Origin of the sequence: Alteromonas sp. NFXS44, assembly GCF_040148705.1 — a bacterium.
GTDB lineage: Bacteria > Pseudomonadota > Gammaproteobacteria > Enterobacterales > Alteromonadaceae > Alteromonas.
The window spans coordinates 332,161-354,573 of record NZ_JAGDEA010000008.1 but is presented as its reverse complement, the minus strand read 5'-3'; the positions used below and the strand labels follow the sequence as shown (position 1 = coordinate 354,573).

Genomic DNA, 22,413 nt, shown 5'->3' with positions numbered 1-22,413 from the left:
TTGCTGTTAAACCCTTAAAGGTGAGAAAGAATGGCGTCACCCATGGACTGTGTGCTGGCATTGCCGCCCAGATCCGGTGTGGTAATGTCGCCTTTTAAAGCGGTTTCTATGGCTTTGATGATAGCATCGTGAGCCTCTGCACCGGAGCCTGAATCTTCAGTGAGGAACTTCAACATTAAAGCACCGGACCAGATCATACCAATGGGGTTGGCGATGTTCTTACCGTAAATATCCGGCGCCGAACCGTGTACCGGCTCGAACAGGGATGGGAATTTTCTTTCAGGGTTTAAATTCGCAGAAGGTGCAAGACCAATGGTGCCGGTACAGGCCGGCCCCAGGTCAGACAAAATATCACCAAACAGGTTGGAGGCAACCACCACATCAAACCGCTCCGGATTCATGACAAAACGGGCAGACAGAATGTCGATGTGTTGTTTGTCCCACTGAATATCGTTGTAGTCTTGACTGATGGCCTCGGCACGGGAATCCCACCAGGGCATACTGATGGCCATACCGTTACTTTTCGTGGCAACAGTCAGTTTCTTCGCATCACGCTGACGCGCCATTTCAAAAGCATATTTCAAAACACGGTCGGTACCGTGACGGCTGAACACTGATTGTTGCAATACCACTTCACGCTCTGTGCCTTCATACATAATACCGCCAATGGATGAGTACTCGCCTTCTGTATTTTCCCTTACAACCACAAAGTCGATTTCATCAGCACGGGGCGTCGACAGGGCACATTTTACCCCTTCGAAAGTACGCACCGGACGCATGTTGATGTACTGATCGAATTCACGGCGGAAAGTAAGAATAGAGCCCCACAGTGAAATATGATCAGGCACTGACGCTGGCCAGCCAACGGCACCAAAATAAATGGCATCCATGTCTGACACTAACTCTTTCCAGTTTTCCGGCATCATACGACCATATTCGGCGTAGTAGTCGCAATCACCCCATTTGAATTCCTGGAAGTTAAGGGGGATGCCGAATTTCTTTGCAGCCGCTTTAACAATTTTCAGCCCTTCAGGCATGACTTCTTTTCCGATGCCATCACCGGCAATTACTGCAATATTAAACGGTTTCATTAGCGGGCCATTTCCTTCTTAACCATATCTAAAGACAACACTTCATCGAGGGTTTTTTGCAACAAGTCAAAGAGTTCATCAAAATCTTCTTTGCTATAACAGAGCGCCGGGGCAAAGCCGAGAATATTGTCGCCAAATGCACGGAAAATCAGTTTGTTCTTCCAGGCAATATCAGCAATGACCTCATGCAAGCCCAGTTCTGCCGGAAATTGACGTTTCTTGGATTTATCTGCCACCAGTTCTACAGCAGCCAGCAGGCCCTGATTTCGTACATCACCCACAAGAGGATGGCTGAGTATCGATTGCAGTTTGTCTTCGAAATACGGCGTCATGGCCTGCGCATGCTCCAGCAGGCCTTCTTCGTAAATACTGATCACTTCCAGTGCAACAGCGGCACTGACCGGATGGGCTGAATACGTCTGGCCGTGGCCGACTACCGCAGAACGGTGCGGACCGTCGGCGATACCTTTGAATATTTCATCTGACATCATCACAGCACCCATCGGCACGTAGCCGGATGTTAAACCCTTTGCCATTGTCATCATGTCGGGTTGAATATTTTCGTGTTCACAGGCAAACATTTTTCCCGTGCGGCCAAAGCCGGTGATGACTTCATCGACCACAAATAAAATACCCAGTGATTTACACGCTTTGGCAATGGCGGTTAACCAGCCTTTTGGAGGCACGATTACGCCACCGGAACCCACAACCGGTTCACAGAAAAACGCAGCCACATTGTCTGCGCCCAGTGCTGCAACTTTATCTTTCAGTTCCTGTACGGACGCGTCGATGAGTGCCTGTTCGGTGTCGAATTCGCTTCGGTAAAAATACGGGCAGGCAATATGATGGTGTGTCGGCAACGGCACATCGAAGTTAGCATGAAAAGCCGGCAAGCCGGTGACCCCTGCGCCCACCGACGAAGAACCGTGGTAGCCCCGTTTCAGCGCAATAATGTGTTTTTTCTGAGGTTTGCCAATAGCATTGTAGTAATAGGTAATGTAACGCAGCGCGGCATCCACAGCGTCAGAACCACCCAGAGAGAAATACACATGCTGTAATGAGTCCGGTGTAATGGATACCAGTTTCTCAGCCAGTTTGATTGCCGGTTCGCTGCCGAATCCGAAATAGCCTGTGGCATAAGGAAGTACCGACATTTGTTTGCTGGCCACATCGACAATGCGTTGTTCCCCGAAACCTACATTCACACACCATAAGCCTGCAAATGCATCCAGATAGGTTTCTCCCTCGCTGTCGGTCACCCGGGGACCTTTGCCGGATTGTAAAATTTTGACACCTTTTTGCTGGTGACCACGGAAATCAGATACCGGATGGATCAGGTACTGGCTGTCCAGTTCTTTCAGGGCAGAGGTTTGCATGATGACATTCCATATTTGTATTTTTTAAACGAAGTGTGCGCGCCGCTTAATGTTTATGATTCTTTAAGACATCTGCGTGATTTATCCGGCGAGAAAAAAGACGGAGGTAAAAAACGCAGAGCAAATTCAGCTTGATAATAGTAGCGCTGCACCAGTTCGTTTATCTTTCGAACGATTTGAGATAAAGGTGTGGAAATATTGTTTTTGTCAGCTTCTCAGCAAAATATGCTGCGATTTATGCGGCATGATGATTAAGCAAGAGTGATGTGACAGCAGCATTGTTTTAAACCGTGGCACTGTACAAGTGATGTCACGGGAAACGGGCCATTTTCAGGCATTCTGGCCGGTGGAAAAGCAAATGAAACGATGCGGCATACTCTGCTGATTGTACAAATAAAACAGACGCATCATCCCGTGGTAACATTTCATTTTGGTATTTTTATACCGTTACCGCGTGGTGTAATAGATTCGACATAAAAATGACATAGCTGGAACCAACAATGAGTGCATTTAAACCTAAATATATTTCTTTCGACTGCTACGGCACCCTGATTTACTTTGAAATGGCGCCCATTGCGCAGCGACTGTTTGCAGACCGGATCACACCGGAGCAAATGCCTCAGTTCGTAAAAGATTTTTCAGCCTACCGTTTAGATGAAGTGCTTGGCGCGTGGAAGCCTTACTCTGAAGTGGTCCGCAATGCCGTTACCCGTTTATGTAAGAAATGGGGCATTGAGTATCGCGACGAAGACAGCGTAACAATTTACAAGGCTGTACCTACGTGGGGACCGCACCCTGATGTGGTTGAACCGTTAAAGAAAGTGGCTGCTGAGATCCCGCTGGTCATTTTATCCAATGCGGCAAATGAGCAAATCAATTTCAATGTGGCCAATCTTGAAGCACCTTTCCACGCTATATACACCGCAGAACAGGCGCAGGCTTATAAGCCCCGCCTGCAAGCCTTCGAATACATGATTGATAACCTGGGCTGTAATCCTGAAGACATTCTTCATGTTTCATCCAGCTTCCGTTATGACCTGATGTCAGCGCATGATATCGGCATAAAAAATAAAGTATGGGTAAACCGTGGCCATGAGCCGGCTAACCCGTTCTATGGCTACACCGAAATTAAAGACATCAGCGGATTACCGGGCGTAGTCGGACTGTAAAACATGAAAAATACGTCGTACTGGTTAGATACAGCACCCACGCTTTCACTACCGGAAAGTCCGGCCAATGCCACAGTTGATACCGTGGTGATAGGCGGCGGCTTTACCGGCTTGTCCACAGCGCTGGCTTTAGCAAAACGGGGCGCAACAGTGGCTCTGGTTGAAGCCGGCACTATCGGTTCGGAAGCGTCCGGCCGTAATGGCGGGCAGTGTAATAACGGTACGGCGCAGGATTATGCCGGGCTTGTCGCAACATATGGCGAAGAAAAAGCCCGCGCGTTCTATACGTTTTATAATGATGCTGTTGGATCTGTTACCCGCATTGTGCAGGAACATCAGATTGCCTGTGATTTCAGAGTGGCCGGAAAAATTAAACTGGCTGCTAAACCTGAACACATGGAAAAGCTGGAAAAAACACATGCTGCGCTGATTCAGTCAGTCGATCCTGATGCGAAATTACTGGATAAATCCGCGCTGGAAAATGAAATCGGTTCCGGTTCGTTTTACGGCGGGTTGCTGACACCCAACGGTGTGCAACTGCATGTGGGCAAGCTGGTCACGGGCCTTGCACAGGCTTGTGTGCAGGCAGGCGCCATGCTGTTTCAGCATCAACCAGTCACGCAGGTCCGTAAGCTGAATAATCAGTCATGGCAGGTGACTACGCCGGTGCAAACACTACAGGCAAAGCAGGTTGTAGTTGCCACCGGCGGCAGTGGCCCCGGCCCGTTTAGCTGGTTTCGCCGCCGCATTGTGCCGGTGGGCAGCTTTGCTGTTGCCACCGCGCCGTTGTCAGATGAACTGGTAGCTGAATTGTTCCCCGGCAACCGTTCCTACGTGACCAGCAAAAATATCGGTAATTATTTCCGTTTAACGCCGGATCAGCGTTTGCTGTTCGGTGGCCGCGCCAGATTTGCCGTATCCAACCCGAAGTCAGATGCCAAAAGCGGTGTGATATTGCGCCAGTCTCTGGATGAGATGTTCCCGCAGCTTGCCAGCACAAAAATTGACTATTGCTGGGGCGGAACGGTGGATATGAGTGTAGACCGCTTACCAAAAGTCGGGCAGCACGATGGTCTTTTTTATGCCATGGGCTACAGCGGGCATGGTGTCCAGATGGCTGTGCACATGGGCGAAACCATGGCGGATTTAGTGGAAGGCAAACCTTCGCACTGTCCCTGGATTTCCAACGACTGGCCAGCGGTGCCACTGCATTTTGGAAAGCCCTGGTTTTTGCCTTTTGTCGGCTTGTATTACCAGCTTCAGGATAAACTTCATTAAGCGTAGAACGTTACGTGTCATGACAGAAGGTGTTACAACATGAAAGAACGACGTTCTCTGCATTCTGTGTCGCAACACGACAGAAGAAAATTATTAAAAGGGCTGGGCGCTGCGGGTGTTGCTGCGGCCAGCGGACTATGGTTGCCAGCCCATGTACTGGCTGAAACCACTCTGCCACAGGTTAGTGAGAAGCCCGTATACGGTGGCCGTATCCGAGTGGCTAGTACCTCGGTGTCGACCAAAGATACCCTCGATCCCGCCAAAGCATCACTGGGCACTGATTACACCAGAATCTATACGCTCTACAGCGGTTTAACGCAGTTCAACCGTGAAATGGGAGCTGACCTGGCACTGGCTGAATCCATGGAAAGTCAGGATCAGAAAATTTGGCGAATTACCTTAAGAAAAGGGGTGACATTTCACAGCGGAAAGTCGCTGACATCTGCTGATGTGGTGTATTCACTGTTACGCCATAAAGATCCTTCAGTGACTTCCCGAGTAGCCCCCATTGCTGCTCAATTCGAAAGTGTGAAGGCTACCGGATCGCATTCTCTTGTCATTGAACTGACCTCTGCCAATGCTGACTTACCCGTCATCCTGGCATCATCAAATTTTTGCATTGTTGCCGACGGCACCACAAATTTCCGTGACAGCGCAGATGGCACCGGACCGTACAAACTGAAATCATTTTCTCCGGGCGTACGCACGGTATTTGAGAAAAACCAAAATTTCTGGAAACCCGGTAAGCCTTATCTGGATGAGATAGAACTGGTGGGTATTGCTGATGAATCTTCACGGGTAAATGCATTGCTGGCCGGTGACATCCACATGATGGTTGCAGTAAACCCCCGTTCCACAAAGCGGATAAGAAATTCAGAACGCTGCGATGTGATGCAAACCGAGTCTGGCTTATATACTAATTTAATTATGCGTCAGGATGTGTACCCGACGAATAATCCGGATTTTGTCACCGCAATTAAATACATGTTCGACCGTCCCCTTGTTAAGCGGGCATTGTTCCGCGGCTACGCCACGATTGCTAACGATCACCCTGTGCCGCCTTCGCATAAATATTTTAATGCTGATTTGCCCCAGCGCCCCTACGATCTCGATAAAGCCCGCTATCACCTGAAAAAAGCAGGTATGCAGGGAGCCCGCTTGCCGGTATTTGCTACTCCGGCGGCAGAAGGTTCTGTTGATATGGCCGTGTTGCTGCAGTTATCCGGTATTGAGGTGGATTTGAAACTCGGTATTAACCGTGTACCTGCCGACGGCTACTGGTCGAATCACTGGATGAAGCATCCTATGGGTTTCGGCAACATTAATCCCAGAGCCAGTCTGGATGAACTGTTCACCCTGTTCTACAAGTCTGATGCGCCGTGGAATGAGTCCGGCTGGCAAAATAAGCAGTTCGACCAGCTACTTCTGGTAGCCAGAGGGGAAGGGGACGAAAGTAAACGTAAACAGATGTATCAGGATATGCAAACCCTTATCAGTCAGGGAAGCGGCGTAAGTATTCCGGTGTTTATGAACCTCATTGACGGTTTCGATAAACGCATTAAAGGTTTCTATCCCATTCCGACAGGTGGCCTGATGGGATATACCTTTGCTGAACATGTCTGGCTGGATGCGTAGGAGTTTGTGCCAATGAAAAGTATTACGCAGTTGTTGCTCAAACGATTGTCTTCGGCGTTAGTGACATTACTGATTGTCTCTGCAGTGGTCTTTACTATCGCTAACTTGCTGCCCGGCGACGCCGCACAGGAAATGTTGGGCCAGAGCGCGACACCTGAGGCTGTTGCAGAACTGCGGGAGGCCTATGGTCTGAATGATCCTCCTTTAACCCGGTATGCCAAATGGTTAACCGGCCTGATTCAGGGAGATGCAGGTCAGTCACTGGCAAACGCGCGGCCGGTAAGTGCCCTGATTGGTGAGCGCATCAGCAAATCACTCACGCTGGCAGCGTTCACAACGTTAATTGCGGTGCCGTTCGCTCTGACCCTTGGCATTGTTGCGGCTATGTACAGCGGTTCCCGTATTGATAAAACTATCAACCTGTTTACGTTGTCGATGGTGGCTGTGCCGGAGTTTTTGCTGGCAACGATTTTTGTGCTGGTTTTCGCTGTAGAGCTAAACTGGTTACCGTCATTATCTTATATCGCGCCGGATGCCTCATTAAGTGATTACCTTCGTGCTTTTGCGATGCCGGTGCTGACACTTTGTATGGTGTTGTCGGCGCAGATGGCCAGGCTGACCCGCGCTGCGGTACTTGAACAGCTTTCCCAGCCTTACGTTGAGATGGCATTGCTGAAAGGGTCAACATTGTCCCGTGCAGTGGTGCGCCACGCACTGCCAAACGCTATTGGTCCCATCGTCAACGCGGTTGCCCTCAGTTTGTCTTACTTATTGGGCGGGGTGGTCATTGTAGAAGTGATTTTCAATTACCCGGGTCTTGCGAGCCTGATGGTAGATGCTGTGACGAACCGCGATATGCCGTTGCTTCAGGCTTGTGCCATGTTGTTTTGCACCGGCTATCTGATCCTCGTTCTGATTGCTGATGTTGCCGCCATTGTGGCTAATCCAAAACTGCGGCATGGAGGTTGATCATGCGTATTAATCTGAATCAGTTACCGGTTTCCGGAAAAATTGGTTTTACCGTCATTATTTTCTGGTTGTTCATTGCCGTATTGGGTCCGTTTATGGCGCCTCACAGCGGAAACGCCATTGTTGCATGGGAAGTGTTTGAGCCGGTGAACAGTGAATTCTGGCTGGGTACAGACTATCTGGGTCGTGATGTACTGAGCCGTATGCTGGACGGTGCCCGCTATACGATTTTTATTCCCCTTGTTGCTGCCGGTCTGGCCTGCGCAAGCGGTACGTTAGTCGCCCTGTTTTCATCTGTCAGTTCACGACGCACCGATGAAATCATCAGCCGTCTTATGGATGCATTGATATCCATTCCCAGCAAAATTTTTGCTCTGGTGATGATTGCTGCATTCGGCTCTTCCGTTACTATCTTACTGGCTATCACAGCCTTCAGTTACATGCCCGGTTCGTTCAGGATCGCCAGAGCACTGGCTGTGAATGTTGCCAATATGGACTTTGTTACCGTGGCCCGTACCCGTGGCGAAGGCAGCTTCTATTTAGCTACCAGGGAAATTCTGCCTAATATTGTGCACCCCATGCTGGCTGATTTTGGTCTGCGCTTTGTGTTCGTCGTGCTGTTGCTGAGTAGCCTGAGTTTTCTGGGGCTGGGCGTACAACCGCCCGAAGCCGATTTGGGTTCGCTGGTCAGAGAAAACATTTCCGGACTGGCAGAAGGCGCGCCGGCAGTCATCGTTCCTGCACTCGCCATAGCGACCATTACCATTGCAGTGAATCTGTTTATCGACAGTTTCCGTGGCAGTGCCACCTATTCCGCAGGAGATAAATAATATGTCATCTCATGTTTCGGTTAATAAACTCGAAGTCTCCGTGGGGAAGGGCGACAGCAAAAAAGTTATTGTAAAAGATGTCAGCTTTACCCTAAAGCGCGGAGAAGTGTTGGCCCTTATCGGTGAATCCGGCTCGGGTAAAACAACCATCGCCATGTCGTTACTGGGCTATGCCCGGCCGGGTTGTTATATCACCGGTGGTGAAGTCGCGGTGGGCGGGCAGAGTATGCTCGGACTGAGCGATACTATGCTAGCGTCATTGCGGGGGTGGAAAGTGGCATATGTAGCACAAAGTGCGGCTGCAGCGTTTAATCCCTCCCGGAAAATCATGGAGCAGGTGATAGAAGGGGCGTTAATTCACGGCGCCATGAGCCGGTCTGAAGCACAGAAAAAGGCCACAGAGCTGTTCAGGCAGTTGTCGTTACCTCATTATGATACTATTGGAAACCGTTATGCACACGAAGTATCCGGTGGTCAGTTGCAACGGTTGATGGCAGCGATGGCGCTTATTTGTGACCCTGAACTGGTTATTTTTGACGAGCCGACTACTGCACTGGATGTCACCACTCAGGTTGATGTGCTCAAAGCGTTTAAAGCGGCGGTGAAAGCCAGGAATACCACGGCTGTGTATGTATCTCATGATTTGGCTGTGGTTGCGCAGATGGCCGATCAGATCCTTGTTCTGCAACATGGCAAAATGGTGGAGCACAACACCACTACTGAAATCTTAAATCACGCAGCAGAGCCCTACACCCGTCAGTTGCTGGCTGCGGTGTCTCACGGTGCGTCCGGATTAAACCGGCCAACGGCAAAAACAGTCCTTGAGGTCAGCAATATTGTTGCTGGCTACGGTAAAATTACCGCAGAAGGTATACCGCAAATTCCTGTTTTGCATGACGTGTCTATTAAAGTGGAAAAGGGCAAAACCGTCGGCATTATCGGTGAGTCCGGTTCCGGAAAATCAACGTTCGCGCGTGTTATCGCAGGTTTAATTCCCGCAGCGAAAGGCTATATGTTGCTGGATGGAAAGGAGCTGCCTGCGTCTGTTTCGTCCCGCAGCAAAAGTGAGTGTCAGCGCGTGCAGATGGTGTTCCAGAATGCGGATACTGCGCTGAACCCGGCGCAGAAAGTGGGGGATATTATTGGCAGGCCATTAGCTTTCTTCCATGGCATGAAAGGGGAGCAACAACGTGCCCGTGTGGCAGAGCTGTTAGCGCTGGTGCAATTGCCCGCTGAACTGGCTGAGCGTAAATGCGGCGCGCTGTCAGGCGGGCAAAAACAACGTATTAACCTGTCCCGCGCGCTGGCTGCGGAACCGTCGGTAATTTTATGTGACGAGGTGACATCAGCGCTTGATACTGTTGTTGCCGCAGCTATTTTAGCACTGCTGAAAGATCTGCAGGCGAAGTTGAATATAGCCATAGTGTTTATCAGCCACGATATACCTACTGTACGCACTTTGTGTGACGATGTGCTGGTTCTCTATAAAGGTAATGCGGTGGAGTACGCAAGCGGTGAGGCGGTAAGTACAGCGCCTTCCCATGATTACACGAAGAAGCTGGTGGCCAGTGTTCCTACGTTAGATCCGGGCTGGCTGGACTCAAGACCGCCTGCTGCGTAAGGCGCAGGAAAAGGCCAGCTGTGCCCACAGAGCAGCATCGTCGGGATCATCATAAATACAATCAGGTGCACTGTAGTATTGCAGTGCGACCTGTTTGCCTTGCCTGCTATAAGTAAACGGCTCACAGCCTTCATTAATAAATTGCTGGCTGGTCTCTTTATCTGCTTTCAGATACAGCAAATCATCAATGACGATGGCGAACATGAGGCCACTGTGGAACAGACCTGTTCCGCCAAACATCCGCCGTGTTGTTACCGGTTGCAGCGTTGAAAATACATCATGCAGGCTATCAATAAATTCTGAGGTCATAACGTTCTGTTTCTATTCTCCGGCTTGTGGCTCAGCCTGACGCTCAGCATACAGCAAACCAAAGCGGTGATTGCCCTTACCTGCACGGTGATACAAAATACCTGCGGTAAGCATCAGCCCGAGAAATTCAGCTGCCGGGCCTGCATACCAGATTCCCCATTCTCCCCACATGAGCGGCAACAGAAAAATTAACGGCAGGGCAAACAGGTACGTTTTGGCAATCGTTAATATTCCTGCCCGTCTGGCATCACCAATACTCTGAAAGTAGAAGCTTATCAGCATTAAAGGACCTATCAGGAATAAGGCGAGACTGACGACAGGCAGTAATCTGGCTATCTCATCTGTGACGGCGGGATCGTCCACAAACAACTGACCAACGTCAGCCCGCAGCCACCATAATAACCCTTCGGTGGCCACGCCATAAAATAGCGCAACGCCGACAGCGATGCACAAGCTGCGGTTAGACCGCTGATATTGCTGCGCGCCGACGTTATTGCCCACAATACTCTGCATCGCGAGGCCAAGCCCCAGCAGTGGTAAGTACACGAAGGTCAGAACCCGTGTGATCACGCCATAGGCACTTACGGTTACTTCATAGTTGTCCGGCAGCCATTGTTGCAGGCTGAACAAAATAGCTCCGGAAGTCAGTGCTACGCCTACGTAGGTGAGGCTGGATGGTGCGCCCAGAGACAAATACTCACGCCATCTGTTCCGCAGCGCTGTGATGGCGAACAGCGGCAGACCGGTGCGGTTTTTATGGCTGCGGCGAAAAGCCCACGCAGCACATAAGGCAATAATTTGTGAGGCTACCGTACCGTAAGAAGACCCGGCTACACCCATTTCCAACAGGACAATAAAGACGTAATTCATGACGCCGTTACCCACCGTTGTTATCAGCGAGACCAGTGCAATAAAGCCGATGTGACCTTCACTGCGCAAGCTGTCTGAAGCGATGGCCAGCCAGAAAAATAACGGAGCCCCATACATAATGATGCTCATATAGGTAAAGCTGGTAGCTGCCTGCGCAGGATTATCGTTGTTACTGGCCAGCGCCAGTGACTGACCAGTCAGGCTGAATACGATCATCAGCAGAACGCTTATCACCAGCGCAAGTGTAAGTGCCTGTGCATAGGCGTTACGGGCTTCTTCATAGCGGTTTGCTCCCAGCAGACGGGCCATTACACTGGCAAAACCGCTGGCAATCCAGGTGGACAGGGCAATCAGAACCATAAACAACGGAAACATCGCTGTGACCGCTGCCAGCGCATCCGCCCCCACAAATACACCAATAAAGTACGCGTCTACCAGATTCAGTGAGCCGCTTACGACCATCATCAGAATGATGGGCAGTGCAGTTTTTAAAAATACCCGCGTAAGGGGCGGGGTGACATACGGGTTTTGATTAGTTTGTTCCGTCATTTGTGTCTTTTCCTGTAGAGGTCAAGCTTATGAACTTGTCCTTGTATATTGCCTGCAGCGCCTGAGGCCAGTTTGCTATTGCCTGCGTGAAAGCTGTTTCATCCAACCGGTACAGTGCTCTTGAAGCCGCTTCAAAACCAGCCTCATCTTCAAATACCCGCATCATATTGTAGAGCTGATCCTGCTTAATGCGACGTGCCTGCTCAGGTGTCATCTGAGCCATGACTGCGTCTATAAGCTTGCGTAAAGTTGTCGATGCGCCCCCGCGCTGCAAGGACAGCCACTCCCAGTGTTCAGGTAACAGCGTCACTTCTTTTGATTTCACGCCAAGCTTAGGGCGCCCCCGCTTTTTAACCTGCGGCATTAATGAAACAGGCAAACGGCTGATTACGTCTTCAGCATCGCCGCGCCAGTCGATATCAGTGCGTTTACCGTCATCTAACTTAAATAAGTAAGGCTCAGCGTCAGGAAACTGTTTCACTGTTTCACGAATAACCGCCGGCAATTCACCCTGCGCGATGAGAGTTTTGTTATGGATTGCGATGTAGATGTCACCCACATATTTGTACCCTTTATTTTTATCAGGGTAAAAATAGCGGGTGTTTGGAATTTGATCAATATTGTCGGGGTAAAAATGGGGGTTATGTAGTCATAAACAACAAACCCCTCTGCAATAGAGGGGTTTGGGAACTATATGTGCCGCTTCGCATCAGCGGCTCAGATGTTCAATGTAGCCTATTCTACGCCAATCACAGCTTCGGATGTAGATGAGTTGTAGAGTGATGCTGCATTGTCAGTATCTAACGAGTCACCTTCAAGATATGACTCGAAATCATCCTTAAAGATTTGCGCAGAGCCCGCGGTATCTGAGTAGATCGTGAAGTTATCCACGGATACCACCCCGGTGTCGGGTCTTGTACCGCTGTTATCTCCGAAGCGTACTGCGATGTGTGTAACACCACCAACAGAGTTGTTATCTGGTGTGAATCCGTCAGTGGTCATTCTTACACCATCAACCTCAACGGTTACCAGAGGGGTCACTTCCAGATTGCTTTCAGGGTATTCCCAGGTCACAACCACGTTCATAAACTGGTCGGGGACAACTGTAGCGGCAGATGTGTCGACATCACCCGGGCTGCGCACGCCAAAGCCATCGTCTTTGATACGCAGATCTAAAATGGCGCCGTCGTTGTTTGTTGCTGAGTTAAACAGGGTGATAAATGCATCACCGTCACCCAAATCATCGTCAAGACGTTTGATATCCACTTCAAACCGACCCTGGGCCAGCGGGCCATCATCACCCAATGCATATCTCAGTTCACCTGTGTCAGAGGCATCTGTGTCCCGGATTTCTGCGAACTTTTTGCCGTCTGTACCCAATCCACCGGCATTTCCAATGGTTTCTACTGTTGCTTCTGAAGTGCTTGAATTATAGAGAGAAGCCGGGTTGTCAGTATCCAGTGAATCGCCATCTGCAAAAGATTCAAAATCATCTGAAAAGACTTCAGTAGTGCCATCGGTGTCTGAGTAAATAACCAGGTCATCAATGGTAAACGTGCCAGTGTCTGCTCTTACACCGCTATTATCGCCAAATCTGAATGCTACATGGGTCACACCGCCCGTGGAACTGTTATCCGGTGTAAAGCCTTCAGCAGCAAAACTGACACCATCAACTTCGACGGTCACCAGTGGATTTACGTCAAGGTTACCTTGCGGGTATTCCCACGTAATAACAACATCCATGAACTCATCAAGTCTCACTGTTGCAGATGAGGTATCGACGTCGCCGGGACTCCGGAGACTGAAACCATCGTCTTTGATACGAAGATCTACAATTGCGCCATCGTTATTTGTTGCTGAGTTGAACAAAGTGATAAATGCATCGCCATCACCGAAATCGTCATCCTTACGCATAACAGAAGCCGTCACTCTGCCCGCAGCAAGCGGTCCATTATCCCCAAGGGCATATCGCAATTCACCAGTGTCACTGTCGCTCGTATCTCTGATTACGGCAACTTGATTGGCGCCACCAGTTTCACCGCCGACTCCTGATATGGTAATTAACACCTCTGCAGTAGTTCCGTCTACAGAGGATATAGTAATGGTATCTGAGACCCGCTCGCCACTCACCAGTGCTGCGATGGTGGGATTGGCAGTGTCAAGGGTGTAGGTCCAGGAACCGTCTTCCATGATGGTGAACATACCGTAAGTACTTACGGTGGATGCGGGAGTAACAAATGCTTCGCCATCATCCGGATCAAGCACACTGACCATGCCCGTTGACGGTTCAATGGCATCACTTGTTATGGCGCCGTTCAAATTAAAGAACACTGCCGGGGTTGGTTCAGCTTCACCATCACCCACATCAAATACCACGACTTCAGAATATATTGCCAGGCTATATAAGCTGGAATCGCCGTCCAGGGTTTCACCGGTTGCGTAACTTTCGAAGTTATCTTCAAATACAGCTGTTGTGCCGGCTTCATCTGAATATACGGTAATGTTGTCTACATAAAACGAGCCAAATGGAATCGTTCTGTCGTTGTCACCAAATCTGAATTGTACGGTTTGTACGCCGTCGGCAAACCACTGATCCAAATCTGTAAAGTCAGAATCAACTACAGCAGCTGTTGAAAACGAACCGCCACCGATGACTTCTCCGTTGATGCTCACGGTCAACTGTTCGTCACTGTCCATGTTCCAGGTGATTTCTACATCATAAAACTGCTCTTCAACAAATGGCGCGGTGACGACTGAACCCGGGTAAGCATCGCTGTCGGTATTACGAACAAGGAAGCGGGGCTCAATGGGGAGGCCGTCACTATCAGTTTGATTGCCCTGAACACGTAAGTCGATAAGCGACTCACTTGAACTGCCTGAGCTACCGTAAAGAGTGATATAGGCATCTTTGATGTTGCCATCGCTACCGAGGGCCTCTTCTTTCGAGAAAGATGCCTTTAGCTTGCCCTGACGGAGGTTATCAACGCTGAATCTGATTTCACCGGTATCACCACCTGTATCTGAGATTTTTACAACTTGCGTCAATGCAGCAACGCGAATTGCAATTTCGGTAGTGGTGCCATCAACCGATTCGATGTTGACGTAATCACGCACTGAATTGCCCACTTCCAGATTCGCCACGGTTTCATTCTCAAGGTCAACGGTATAAGACCATGCACCATTTTCAGTGATGCCGAATGAACCATAATCAAGCGCTACATCAGTTTGAGGTATTATGGCATCTTCTAAGAAGTTAGGATCGTCTACAGTAACAAAGCCAGTGAGGGGATCTGATGCCGTATTTTCCACAGTCCCCGACAAAGTTCCACCAATAATGGCTGTAACCGGCGTATTGTTGTAGCCAATAGCTGCGCCTACGATGTTTAGCATTGATTCATCAACATCCCCGGCAACTGCAGATGATGTTTGTAAGCTAACTTGTGCCGATTCGAGAGCATCCAGGTTGTCCTGAGTGAATGCCCCGTCGGCCAAATCGGAAGCGAGTTCAGCCAGCAGCGCTGCCATATCATTGCCGGCATCATTGGCATCAAGAGAAGATAAGAGCGCCAGTACGGACCCATATCTGTCGGCATTTTCAGCACCGTCTGCTCCTAACGGTGTTACACCTACAGCAGTTGGCGACACCTCGGTTGCGTCAAAACGAATACCAAAACGTAGGTGATAGGCTGCAGCGACATCCGCGTAGGTATTTAAGTTTGAAGCTGCGCCTTGCACTGCTATTTCAGTTAACGGGGACACCACGTAGGTGGGAGCAGGAGTGTCTTCATTGCCTTCAACAACATTGATTACTGAACGCATTGCTGGTGCGTCCAGCGTATTGCCAGTAGCTTCGTCAAGGTAGTTTCCGCCAGTACAGGATACCAGACCGTTGCCTTCAAAATGCACGTCGGTAAAAGTAACGTTTCCGGTTTCACCGGAAGTTGCAGACGCCTGCGCGGGTGTTATTGCAGCGCCACTGTCGTCGATGGCAAAAATTTCACAACTTGCGCTACTCACAGGGCCTTTGACAATGTTTGCGGTAACTTCAAGTGTGGGAAGTATAACCGGAGTTGATGCTCCGACGCCTTCAGTAAAACCTGCTTCATCGGTGTAATTGGCAGATACAGTAATTACCGAACCCTCATCTGCTTCCGTGATAGTGTAGGTCGTACCTGTTGCGCCGGTAGACCATGCGTATTTTAGGGTATCCGCGATAATGCCATCAGGATCATTTGCGGTAGCAGTGAGTGTTACGCCTGCAATAAACTCATCGCCTGATAGTGTAATACTACCACGATTATTCTTGTCCAACTCCGCCTCATCATCGCCTCCACATCCTGCTAACGCTGTAGCAGCCATGACCGGAATAAGTAACTTTTTAACCATGCTTTCTACTCCTGAAAGTGCCAGTTCCCAAGTGTTGTGTTTCTTTTCAGATACGATGGTACCTACGTAAAACAGGCACACTTGAGAGGTCATGTCAAAACAAGCCGTTGTGATTTTGACATGACTGTATGATTTAAATTTTTTGTTTTGTTTTTCCGGATTGCACACATTCGCAATCACAAATTCCTAGTATTTGTAGCTGATACCGGCAAATATGCGCGGACCGTAATCACTTACCTGGCCGGTGTTGCCAATGACATAGAAATCATCTGAACGAGGCTCACTAAACAAGTTAATGGCTTCGACTTTTACACGAACGTGTTTGTTGATCTTGTATGAAGCGCGGGCTTCCCAGACACCCACATCATCGACAAAGCGGAGCCTTGTGCCATCACTTGTGTAAGGTTGGAAATATTCACTACGGTATTTGTAGATAAGTGCAGTATCGAAGTCACCAATCTGGTAATAGACCTGACCGCTAAACACGTGTTCAGAGAATCCGGGGACAGACCCCGGAGGTACAATGCCTTCTGTCAACTGTGTAGTGACGCCGTCTAAATCAGACTCGAAGGTAGTACCGTAATTGCTGTCTTCAAACTCAAAATCAGTGTCAGCGTAGTTGTAACCAAATTTGACGCCAACACCAGTGTCCCAGCGGTATGCAACAGAAACTTCGATACCTGTAAGGCTGCTGGACTCTTCAGTTGTGACTGAATTTGTAATCGGTAGTGCGACTTCTTCACCATTTACAGTAAAGTTTTCCAGTTGCGTTTGTTGCTGAAAACCACCATTGAACTGTTTGTGGTATAAACCGAATGCGAAGATAGAATCTTCATTTGGATACCACTCAATGGCCAGATCATAGTTCCAGGACATTAGCGGCTGCAGATCGGGGTTTCCTGACCCGTTAACACCTACCAGAAGATCACTGATAGTCGTCGGATCTGCCCCGGGATCTTCGATAAAGTCGCGGCTGTAAGCCATGTCAGACGGGTTTGCGCGGGACATCCCACGATAAATTCCGGCTCTTAACAAAATGTCGTCGGTGTAATCTACTACCAGGTTAAAACTAGGTAAGACTTCCGTGTAATCACCACCACCTATAACGCGTTCGATGTTGTCCGGGCTTCTGAACAACTGGAGTATGCCGTTTTCATCAGCAATAATATCAACGGCTTGCCTGAAGCCAATGGAGGTTACTTCTGTATCTACTACGCGAACACCGAAATTGCCACGAATGAATTTACTATATATTTCAGTGTCATAACTTGCCATCAGGTACGCTGCAGTTGTTTTTTCTGTGACATCTATCGTGCCTGAATTCTCATATATCACTTCCGGGTAAGCGAACTCACCGCCTTCTGATATTGCTACTGCTTCAGAGAAGCAAACATTGTCGTAGGTTGCCCATGAAGACCCTGTGCCACTGGCAACCACATTTCCTGAACTGTCCACATGAGTAATAAGATCGCCATCCGAGACGTTTGATAAAAAGTCAGTTTCCGGGAAACTTATTTGACATCCCTCAAGTACATCAAGGGCAGACGTAACACTTTCATCCAAATTATATTCAACCCGGGAACCATTGCCGTTACTTCCGCCGAACTGGACGAATGTAAGTTCTGACATTCTGATGCCACCCTGAATACTGCTAAATATGTCTCCGGCTAAAAAGTACTCAAAATCGACTCTTGCACCCATTATTTCGTTTTCCCGCACATTTTCGCGGTCTAACCGGGTACGCAAACTATCTGTGAAATTCGAAATGTCCGTTACATCAAAATCAGTCACGGTCAGATTGGGAATATATTCCCCCATATCCCAGGAGAAAAAAGGACGACCACTGGTGCGGCCACGGTTGGATATTTGAAGTTCTTCCCTCTTGGTTTGTGAGTAGCTGAAGTCCGCGCTTATTAACAGTTCGTCGGTGGGGGAGTGTTCTATGTTCAGGCCGTAGCCACGATAATTCTCTTCACGGGAGAATTGCTCGCCTGCTGATTCGAAACGCTCTTCGCCTTCCCAATGCAGAATACCGCCCACTGAATTCGTAATTAAGTTTTCCCCCGTTACACCCGGGGTCACGCGCTTCTGTAAGAAAAGTAAGTCATGACGTGCCTCAGATTGAACACGATCTGAAATTTGGACATCAATGTTGATGTCCCAGTCATCTGCGGGTCTGAATTGCAACCCGAGGAATATCGCGTCCCGTTCGTCTGATGTTTCATTCTGACGGAAGCTTCGGCTGGAACCCGTCCATGCATAGGGAGTACCGGCGTCCTGAGCATTTCCGGTTTCGGGGTCTATGGCAGTTTGATAACCCTGGTTACTACTGCCGGCTACTTGATCTTCGCAATCTCCGGCGGAGCTGCGAAAGAAACCTTCATTGTTATTAGTCGGATCATTCAAACAGGCCCACAGGGAAGCGCCGGTCGGACTCGAGCTCCGGTATTCTGCTTCCGGTTGACTAATATCCTGACGCTGAATACCAATTGATAATCCAAGTTCCTGACCACTATCGAACTTAAATTGATCAACATAACTTACGGTACCCCGATAACCTAAATTACTATGCATTGAGTTATCGACATTAAACTCATCCGGATTAGCGTTCAGCTTAAATTCGGTTTGAAAACGTTGCTTACCAAACTCTAACGGTTTTAACGTCTCTAATGTGATAACTCCTGCCACGCCACCCTCTATCATTGATGCATCCTGGGTTTTATAGATGCCTACTTTTTTCATTAACTCGGAGGGAAACTGAGAGAAATTAACTGAACGGTCACCACTTCCGTTTGTTGCCTCGCGCCCATTGATATGGGTTGCACTAAGAAACGGGCCCAATCCACGTATAGTGATTTCAGTCGCACCTCCATTTTCACGGTGCGAGGAAGCGCCGGTAATAGATTCCAGTGCTTCGCCAATTGACAGTGCTGGCAGGTCGCCGATGTCTTCAGCCGACAGGCCATCCAGCACTGTAGTAGATTCACGCTTGATGGCAATCTGATCCTGAATTGTTCTTCGTGTACCGACAACGTCAATGACTTCTACATTTTCATCTGCACTTGTGTCTGTTTCTCCTTCTTGTGCGGATGCAGTAAATGCAATTGAACTGGCTACCGAGGCGATGGCAGCTGCTTTTACCAATTTTGCAACGGGCGAAAGCCTGAAAGGTTTTATTTGGTAGTTATAATCCCTGTGTTTCCCTGATATCACCGACATGTTGAGTTCTCCGATGTTACATAGTGCGAGTAAATAAGACACTGGTGTTATTTAGTTGTTATTTTGTTGTTGTATTCAATATAAATAAGTAAAACCAAATTGGCAACCAATTGTTGGTATCAAATTTACCAGTTGTTGTTACCAATGTTTTTTAGGTGGTGGTGAATGGAGGGTGCAGTGGAGACAGTAATGAACACAAGTTTCTGTAGTATTCTATTTATGGATCTACTAAAAGGAATTGGTCGTTGGTGCGGTCTGGTATTGTATCATTCACAATTTTTAACCATGACTCAATGTGTTATTGCTTTTAACTGTAAGGATCAGGGCTGTCTGGAAATAACAATATGAAACAGAATTGAAGTGGATTGTTTGTAAATGGGTTGTTGATCCAATCTTTATTATAGGTTAAAACATTTTGATAATTTAGTTTACCAAATTGGATGACCAATGAAGGCAATGATACCTTACGCAATTCGTTTTGTTCTTATAGCGACAATTTTATACGCGCTCAATAGTAAAGGAGGGGAGCAGACTCTCCCCGGCCCGGTATCGTCTCAACAGGGCCTGGCCGACGGGGTACTATTGGGTAACTTTGGGTCTTTAAGTCCTGATAAAGCACCCGGGGAGAACTTTGATTTATTGGGATGGAGTCTGACGTTGCCTACAGACGTAAACAAAGATGGAAAAGCAGACCTGGTCTATGAGCAGTCGCTGAGTGAACAGTTTGAAGTGAACCCTTTATTTTACACTTCCAGTGATGGCGGTATGGTTTTCGCCTGTCCCAATGTGGGTGCGAAAACATCGAAGAACACTAAATATGCCAGAACAGAGCTAAGACAAATGCTCAGACGGGGAAATACCAGAATCAAAACTCAGGGCGTGACAGAAAACAACTGGGTTTTCAGTGGTGCACATAGCTCATTACGACGTGAAGCGGGCGCTGTAGAAGGGAGTTTAGAAGCCACATTGGCAGTAAACAGGGTATCTGTCACCGGCGATGAAAAGAAAATAGGGCGGGTCATTATAGGGCAAATTCATGCCACGAATGATGAACCCGTTCGACTTTACTATCGCAAATTACCCGGCAATGAAAGAGGGTCAGTTTATTTCGCACATGAAATTAATGGCGGGGACGATGTCTGGGTAAATATGATTGGGTCCCGTTCGCACACATTGCCGGATCCTGAAGAAGGCATTGCGTTGAATGAACCGTTCAGTTATAAAATCACTGTCGAAAACAATGTATTGCATGTCACTTTAATAAGAGCAGGTAAAGTAAATATAACTAAATCTTATGATATGACCGCGAGTGGTTACTTTGGTGGTGATCAGTATATGTATTTTAAGGCGGGTGTGTATAACCAGAATAATGGCGGTGAGAAAGGAGATTACGTGCAGGCTACTTTCTATCATCTTCACTATATTCACTAAACATTTTAATATCGGGCCTGCCACTCATTGAGGCAGGCTTTATTAAGCTTACTATTCGCTGAACAGGTACCCGGTATGGCTGTTACGAATTGTGTAAAATGTGGCTTGAACCGCTTCCTCCGGAGCGCTTGAGTTATTTACATTATAGACTCCGACCTTAAAATACTGGTACTGACTGCTGTCATCATATCCACTGTTAACCATATCGTAGTGGGCAACAATGTCTTCGTGATCAAGGCGGCTAATGGTTACCGTAAGTAAATTATCATCTACCGAAATATGGTAGTCGAAGCGCTCGTCCAGTGCGATGCCGTCGGACGGGTCCGGTGCGTCATTGGCACGGCTTCCAATCATTTCTACAAAAGTCTCAACTTTATTACCGTCACTATCTGTCTCCCGGCTCTCGTGAACAAAGTACACAGCCCCATTTTTGTTAGCAGGTAATTTGCGGTAGTAAAGTCGGATTGGTTCATCATCATTAGCGTGGATCTGACCTATGATGACGCGTCCTACTTGATACTTTTCTCCGCTCGTCGTCACTTCATTTACCGCAAGGGAGACATGAAGATCACCGTTGACACCGCCAGCCTGCTGTTGTGCCTGTGCAGTAGTACTACCGAAGACCCAGTTGTTTTTGTTTACTCCCTGTGTGGATATTGCGGTATTGCCCCGCCTGAGCATTTCTCTGAGTTCAACGCGTACATATTGGGTGTTTTGAGATGTCTTGTATCCGTAGGACGGTGAGCGCATAACGATCCCGCCATCTTTACCGGCGTAAAAGAAATCAGAATGGGCGTAGCCATTAGCCAGTTCTGTTTCTGAGATACTGTCTGAACGTCCATTTTCATCCTCGTCCACAGGGATACTCAAATACCAGTCATCCAATTCTATGCCGTTTTCAGAAGGAAGAGTTTGATTGAACTGACCCGTTTGTGTCTGACATTCATAAACTTTCACTTCCACTATACCGGCGGTGCTGTTATCACCGTCAATTGAAACCCGTACATAGCGGGCCTGACTTACGCTTAGCGGGTACAGTTCGTAGCCACCTTGTCGGGTACTTGATGATAAAGCGTCACTTACCTGAAACCAGGTATTGGTAGCGGTGGCCGCGTCAATCTGGAAACGATTACTGTATTTGGTACTTTCAAACCATTTAATTGCCAGCGCTCCAACAGTTTTTTCACTGCCGAGATCAAGTACTAACTGACCGTCGTCTCCGGCAAATCCCCAACGGGATTGCACTGATGTATCGCCATCACTGGCGAGTTCTGGCGGGTAATCAGGTAAGTTGTCGCTTGCGCTGACAGCTATTACCGGATGAGTATTTTTGTTACAAGCGTTACTGTCAGGTGTAGGTTGATTAACCGGTTCGGTAGTTTGATTGGTAGCTGTTATGTCGTTACTCCCCCCACATGCTGTAAGAAACATCGCAGCAAAGAAGGTTTTGCAAGGAAACGGGAGGAGGCGTGTTGATATTTTATGTGGTAAGTGAGGTTTTTGGTTCAAGTTGTTACCAATTGGTTGGTTGGGTGGAGTTTGATGTTAATTTTTTGTGGTCTTTTTGTCTAACCAATTTGGTGTTGCCTTTGTGATTCAGAATATGCCAATAGCCATCCGCACCATTGTGAACTGCTGAGTTTTACGGAGACGGCAGTTTTGTCCTATTTACGCAGAATG

At 48.3% G+C, this 22,413-nt stretch carries 15 protein-coding genes; 7 read left to right on the top strand and 8 right to left on the bottom strand.

Features of this window, described 5'->3' with window-relative positions; genetic code table 11:
• Positions 1 to 14 precede the first annotated feature (14 nt).
• Positions 15 to 1,091: a tartrate dehydrogenase gene (locus J3369_RS12580; RefSeq protein WP_349587346.1), complete on the bottom strand. Its 1,077-nt coding sequence runs from the start codon at positions 1,089 to 1,091 to the stop codon at positions 15 to 17.
• The gene (locus J3369_RS12575) at positions 1,091 to 2,467 is read right to left on the bottom strand and encodes an aminotransferase class III-fold pyridoxal phosphate-dependent enzyme (RefSeq protein WP_349587343.1); all 1,377 of its coding nucleotides are present in this window, start codon (positions 2,465 to 2,467) and stop codon (positions 1,091 to 1,093) included. The genes J3369_RS12580 and J3369_RS12575 overlap by 1 nt, the downstream gene beginning before the upstream one ends.
• Positions 2,468 to 2,967: 500 nt before the next feature.
• Here J3369_RS12575 and J3369_RS12570 point away from each other — a divergent pair, with 500 nt between their 5' ends.
• The 6 genes from J3369_RS12570 to J3369_RS12540 are packed head-to-tail and all read left to right on the top strand — an operon-like array spanning position 2,968 to position 9,969.
• Positions 2,968 to 3,636, top strand: a complete 669-nt coding sequence (locus J3369_RS12570; RefSeq protein WP_349587340.1) for a haloacid dehalogenase type II — start codon at positions 2,968 to 2,970, stop codon at positions 3,634 to 3,636.
• A 3-nt stretch (positions 3,637 to 3,639) separates the two neighbouring features.
• On the top strand, positions 3,640 to 4,914 hold the full coding sequence (locus J3369_RS12565) for an NAD(P)/FAD-dependent oxidoreductase (RefSeq protein WP_349587337.1): 1,275 nt from the start codon (positions 3,640 to 3,642) through the stop codon (positions 4,912 to 4,914).
• A gap of 39 nt (positions 4,915 to 4,953) precedes the next feature.
• Entirely contained in the window at positions 4,954 to 6,549 is a 1,596-nt protein-coding gene (locus J3369_RS12555; RefSeq protein ID WP_502877440.1) for an ABC transporter substrate-binding protein, read from the top strand.
• Positions 6,550 to 6,561: 12 nt separating this feature from the next.
• A complete protein-coding gene (locus J3369_RS12550; RefSeq protein WP_349587334.1) occupies positions 6,562 to 7,518 on the top strand; it encodes an ABC transporter permease in 957 nt (318 codons plus the stop codon).
• A 2-nt stretch (positions 7,519 to 7,520) separates the two neighbouring features.
• Positions 7,521 to 8,348, top strand: a complete 828-nt coding sequence (locus J3369_RS12545; RefSeq protein ID WP_349587331.1) for an ABC transporter permease — start codon at positions 7,521 to 7,523, stop codon at positions 8,346 to 8,348.
• 1 nt (position 8,349) lies between these two features.
• Entirely contained in the window at positions 8,350 to 9,969 is a 1,620-nt protein-coding gene (locus J3369_RS12540; protein ID WP_349587329.1) for an ABC transporter ATP-binding protein, read from the top strand.
• Here J3369_RS12540 and J3369_RS12535 read toward each other — a convergent pair.
• From J3369_RS12535 to J3369_RS12515, 5 genes are all read right to left on the bottom strand, one after another.
• On the bottom strand, positions 9,949 to 10,278 hold the full coding sequence (locus J3369_RS12535; RefSeq protein WP_349587326.1) for a TfoX/Sxy family protein: 330 nt from the start codon (positions 10,276 to 10,278) through the stop codon (positions 9,949 to 9,951). The genes J3369_RS12540 and J3369_RS12535 overlap by 21 nt on opposite strands.
• A gap of 12 nt (positions 10,279 to 10,290) precedes the next feature.
• On the bottom strand, positions 10,291 to 11,697 hold the full coding sequence (locus tag J3369_RS12530; protein ID WP_349587324.1) for an MATE family efflux transporter: 1,407 nt from the start codon (positions 11,695 to 11,697) through the stop codon (positions 10,291 to 10,293).
• Positions 11,681 to 12,256, bottom strand: coding sequence for a DUF2239 family protein (locus J3369_RS12525; protein WP_349587321.1), 576 nt, complete (start codon positions 12,254 to 12,256; stop codon positions 11,681 to 11,683). The genes J3369_RS12530 and J3369_RS12525 overlap by 17 nt, the downstream gene beginning before the upstream one ends.
• A 176-nt stretch (positions 12,257 to 12,432) precedes the next feature.
• Positions 12,433 to 16,083 (bottom strand): VCBS domain-containing protein, encoded by a 3,651-nt coding sequence (locus tag J3369_RS12520; RefSeq protein WP_349587318.1) that lies wholly within the window; start codon positions 16,081 to 16,083, stop codon positions 12,433 to 12,435.
• Between the two features lie 186 nt (positions 16,084 to 16,269).
• On the bottom strand, positions 16,270 to 19,302 hold the full coding sequence (locus J3369_RS12515; RefSeq protein WP_349587316.1) for a TonB-dependent receptor: 3,033 nt from the start codon (positions 19,300 to 19,302) through the stop codon (positions 16,270 to 16,272).
• Between the two features lie 447 nt (positions 19,303 to 19,749).
• On the opposite strand from J3369_RS12515, the gene J3369_RS12510 reads away from it, so the two are divergent.
• Positions 19,750 to 20,733, top strand: coding sequence for a polysaccharide lyase family 7 protein (locus J3369_RS12510; RefSeq protein ID WP_349587313.1), 984 nt, complete (start codon positions 19,750 to 19,752; stop codon positions 20,731 to 20,733).
• A 51-nt stretch (positions 20,734 to 20,784) separates the two neighbouring features.
• Here J3369_RS12510 and J3369_RS12505 read toward each other — a convergent pair whose 3' ends face one another.
• Complete coding sequence (locus tag J3369_RS12505) at positions 20,785 to 22,164, bottom strand: polysaccharide lyase family 7 protein (RefSeq protein ID WP_349587311.1); 1,380 nt, start codon at positions 22,162 to 22,164, stop codon at positions 20,785 to 20,787.
• Positions 22,165 to 22,413: the final 249 nt, after the last annotated feature.